The sequence below is a fragment of the Methylobacterium aquaticum genome, from assembly GCF_001043915.1.
GTDB classification, from domain to species: Bacteria; Pseudomonadota; Alphaproteobacteria; order Rhizobiales; family Beijerinckiaceae; genus Methylobacterium; species Methylobacterium aquaticum.
This window is the reverse complement of the sequence record NZ_LABX01000328.1, coordinates 1-3,411: the sequence shown is the minus strand read 5'-3', so window position 1 is coordinate 3,411 and position 3,411 is coordinate 1. Positions and strand designations below refer to the sequence as shown.

General features: G+C 69.4%; 2 protein-coding genes and 1 pseudogene. 1 reads left to right on the top strand and 2 read right to left on the bottom strand.

All coding sequences use genetic code 11. From position 1 onward, the window contains the following. Positions 1 to 461 precede the first annotated feature (461 nt). On the top strand, positions 462 to 1,361 hold the full coding sequence (locus tag VP06_RS33965; protein WP_156295864.1) for a HEAT repeat domain-containing protein: 900 nt from the start codon (positions 462 to 464) through the stop codon (positions 1,359 to 1,361). Positions 1,362 to 1,368: 7 nt separating this feature from the next. Here the strand turns inward: VP06_RS33965 and VP06_RS31185 are convergent, their stop codons facing one another. Together VP06_RS31185 and VP06_RS31180 are read right to left on the bottom strand one after the other, a co-directional pair. Further along, complete coding sequence (locus VP06_RS31185) at positions 1,369 to 2,931, bottom strand: DHA2 family efflux MFS transporter permease subunit (protein ID WP_048467710.1); 1,563 nt, start codon at positions 2,929 to 2,931, stop codon at positions 1,369 to 1,371. Between the two features lie 128 nt (positions 2,932 to 3,059). Further along, a pseudogene (locus VP06_RS31180) lies at positions 3,060 to 3,411 on the bottom strand (HlyD family secretion protein); the annotation flags it as partial.

Here is a 3,411-nt window from a genome sequence, read left to right as displayed (position 1 = left end):
GTCGTGGAGGGAGCAGGCGTCGTCACGTCGTCCGGGCGGCGCGGGCGGGCGGGAACCCGATCCTTATCGCGGGTCGGGTCTCCCTGGGAAGCACCGGCGGCCGTTCCTCGCGCAGGCCGCTCCCGCCCAGTCTGGAACAGTTGACGCAGGTGTAACCTCCCCTCGCCCCTCTAGGACCAAGGTCGAGGGCCGCGGCGACTTGTGGGGCTGCGCGGAAGAGGTGTATTTCTCCCATCGACACGCGTTGATTCCGCCCGCTGCGTCCTTCGACCCGGGCGGCCTCCGCATCTCCTCCCGAGACGTGTCGCAGACTTGGCGTCTCTCTCCATCCGGGGGGAGGCGCTTTTGTCCGTGGCACTCCGTCGACGGTGTGGCTCGCCTTGACCCGGGCGCCGGCGCGACGGATCCACGGTGCGGGCGTCGGGCCGGTCGGGCCGATCGCCGCCGGGGTGGATCGGCCGATGGTGCGCGACGAGATCGACATGGTGATCGCCGCCGCGATGGTGGGCATCGACGAGGAGTGCGAGCCGCCCGGATCGCAGCCTCCGACCGGGCGGGATGCCATCAGATCCCTGCACGACCTGGGCAGCCGCGAGGTTCTCGACGCCTCCCTCGCCGCGTGCCGCGACGCGGATCCGCTCCGGCGCCGGGTCGGGGCGGCGGTGCTCGGCCAGCTCGGGCATGCAGAGGTCGGGTTCACGCCGGTTTTCGTCGCGGAGCGCTTTCGAGGGCTCGCCGACCTGCTGGCGGCCGAGATCGCCGGGCCGAATGACCCGGATGTCCTGAGCGAGGTCTGCATCGCCCTCGGGCATCTGGGCGATCCCGGAGCCGTTCCGCTCCTCCTCAGGGTGCTGGACCATCCCGACGCCGACATCCGCTTCGGCGTGGCCTTCGCCCTCGGCGGTCAGGAGACGCCCGAGGCGGTGGACGGGCTCATCGCCCTGTCCCGCGATGCCGACGACGATGTCCGGGACTGGGCGACCTTCGGCCTCGGGGGCCTGACCACCGCCGATGGCCCGGCCCTCCGGGCGGCGCTCCAGGCGCGTCTCGACGACGGCAACCACATCATCCGCTTTGAGGCGATCGAAGGTCTCGCCGTGCGGGGCGACCGATCCGTCATCCCGGCCCTGATCCGTGCGCTCGAGCAGGATGTGAGCCTCCCCTTGCTCGATGCTGCCGCCGCGCTGGCGACGCCGGACCTGTGCGACGCCCTGGCCGCGGCGGCGGCCGGCGGGTTGGTCATCGAGGCGTCTTACGGTCCCTACGATCTCACGAAGGTGTGGCGCGAGGCGATGCACCGCTGCGGCTGCGACGAGGCGGCAGCCCAGCCGCCGCCGGACACGCCGGATCAGGAAGGCTGAGCCCCGGTCAATGCGCGTCGGCTCCTGCCCCGCCCGGGCGCGGCCGGCGGATCATCGGCGTGGCGCAGGCCATCAGCACGAACAGCACGGTCAGGATCAGGAACACGTCGGAGAAACTCATCAGCAGCCCCTGCATCCGCACGGTGTTCATCATCGCCTTCAGCGCCATGGCGTCCGGGTTGCCGCCGAGCCCGGCAAAGCCCTTGGCCATGCTGTCGAGGCGCTCCAGCACCATCGGGTTGGTCCAGGTGAAGCGCTCGTGCAGACGGGCGAGGTGCAGGTCCCAGCGGTCGTTGAGCGCGGTGTTGATGAGGGCCAAGCCCACCGCGCCGCCGAGGTTGCGGGTGAGGTTGTAGAGGCCGGACGCATTCTTCATCCGGGCCGGCGGCAGGGTGCCGAGCGCGATGTTGTTGATCGGGATCATGCACAGCATCAGCGAGCAGCCGCGCAGGACCTGCGGCCACAACAATTCGTAAAAATCCCAGTCCTTGGTGATGCCGGTGACGATCCAGGTGCCGGCGGCAAAGCCCGTGAAGCCGATCGCCATCATGATCCGCGGATCGACCTTGGCCGAGAGCCGCCCGGCGATCGGCGCGGTGGCGAACATGCACAGGCCGGAGACGAACATCGTCTCGCCGATCTGGAGCGCCGAGTAGCCACGGACCCGGCCGAGATAGACCGGATACAGGTAGGTCAGGCCGTAGAGGCCGATGCCCATGACGAAGCTGAACAGGCAGCCGCCGGCGAAGTTGCGGTCCGAGAAGGCACGCAGATCCACGATCGGCTGCTCGGCGGTGAGCGCCCGCCAGAAGAACCCGATGCAGGCGACCGCGCAGACGATCGCGGCGGCGAAGATCGCCTCCTCCTGGAACCAGTCGTGGGTCGGTCCTTCCTCCAGCACGTATTCGAGGCAGCCGAGGAACGCCGCCATCAGGCCGAGGCCGGCCCAGTCGAAGCGCTTGAGCAGGTCGAGGTTCGGCTTGTCGAAATCGACCAGCAGGTAGGTCGAGACCGTGACGAAGATGCCCGGCAGGATGTTGACGAGGAACAGCCAGTGCCAGTCGAACAGGTCGGTGAGATAGCCGCCGACCGTCGGGCCGATGGTCGGCGCGAGCGTCGCCACGAGGCCGATCATCGGCGAGACGATGCTGCGCTTCGAGGCCGGGAAGATGGTGAAGGCCGAGGCGAACACCGTCGGGATCATGCCGCCGCCGATGAAGCCTTGCGCGGCGCGCCACAGGATCATCTCGCCGATCGACGACGAGGTGGCGCACATCAGGCTCATCAGCGTGAAGCCGCCGGCCGAGATCACGAACATCCAGCGGGTCGAGAGCACCCGCGACAGGGTGCCCGACAGCGGGATCGAGATCACCTCGGCGATGAGGTAGCTCGTCTGCACCCACGGGATCTCGTCGGCCGAGGCCGAGAGGCCGGCCTGAATCTCGGCGAGCGACGCCGAGACGATCTGGATGTCCAGGATCGCCATGAACATCCCGAACACCATGCAGACGAACGCCACCATGCGGCGGCGGTCGATCGGCGCGTCGGCGGGCGCGGGGGTCGCGGCCATGTCGTTGAGTGCCTGCTGGATGGTAGAGTGAGGGAAGTCCGTTTGACTCGACTTGACGATGTTAAGGCGCGTCTCCCCTCTCCCGTGTGGGAGAAGGAATCCCGCGCTCTACGATTGTCTGCTCTGGCTCACCGCCCCGCCGTCCGCACCGACAGGCCTGCGGCCTTCCCCTCCGACACCGCCGGATGCGGCTCGATCGGGGCCGGCGGCTTGGTCTCGTCGAGGCCGCGGGTGTCGACCCGCACCACCACCGAAAGGCCCGGCCGCAGCAGGCCCTCGCGGGCGACCTCCTCGGGCACCCGCACCCGCACCGGCAGGCGCTGGACGATCTTGGTGAAGTTGCCGGTGGCGTTGTCCGGCGGCAACAGGCTGAACACCGAGCCGGAGGCCGGCGACAGGCTCTCGACGGTGCCGAGGATGTCGCGGTCGGGCCAGGCATCGACCCGGACATGGACCGGCTGGCCGACCCGGACCCGGCCG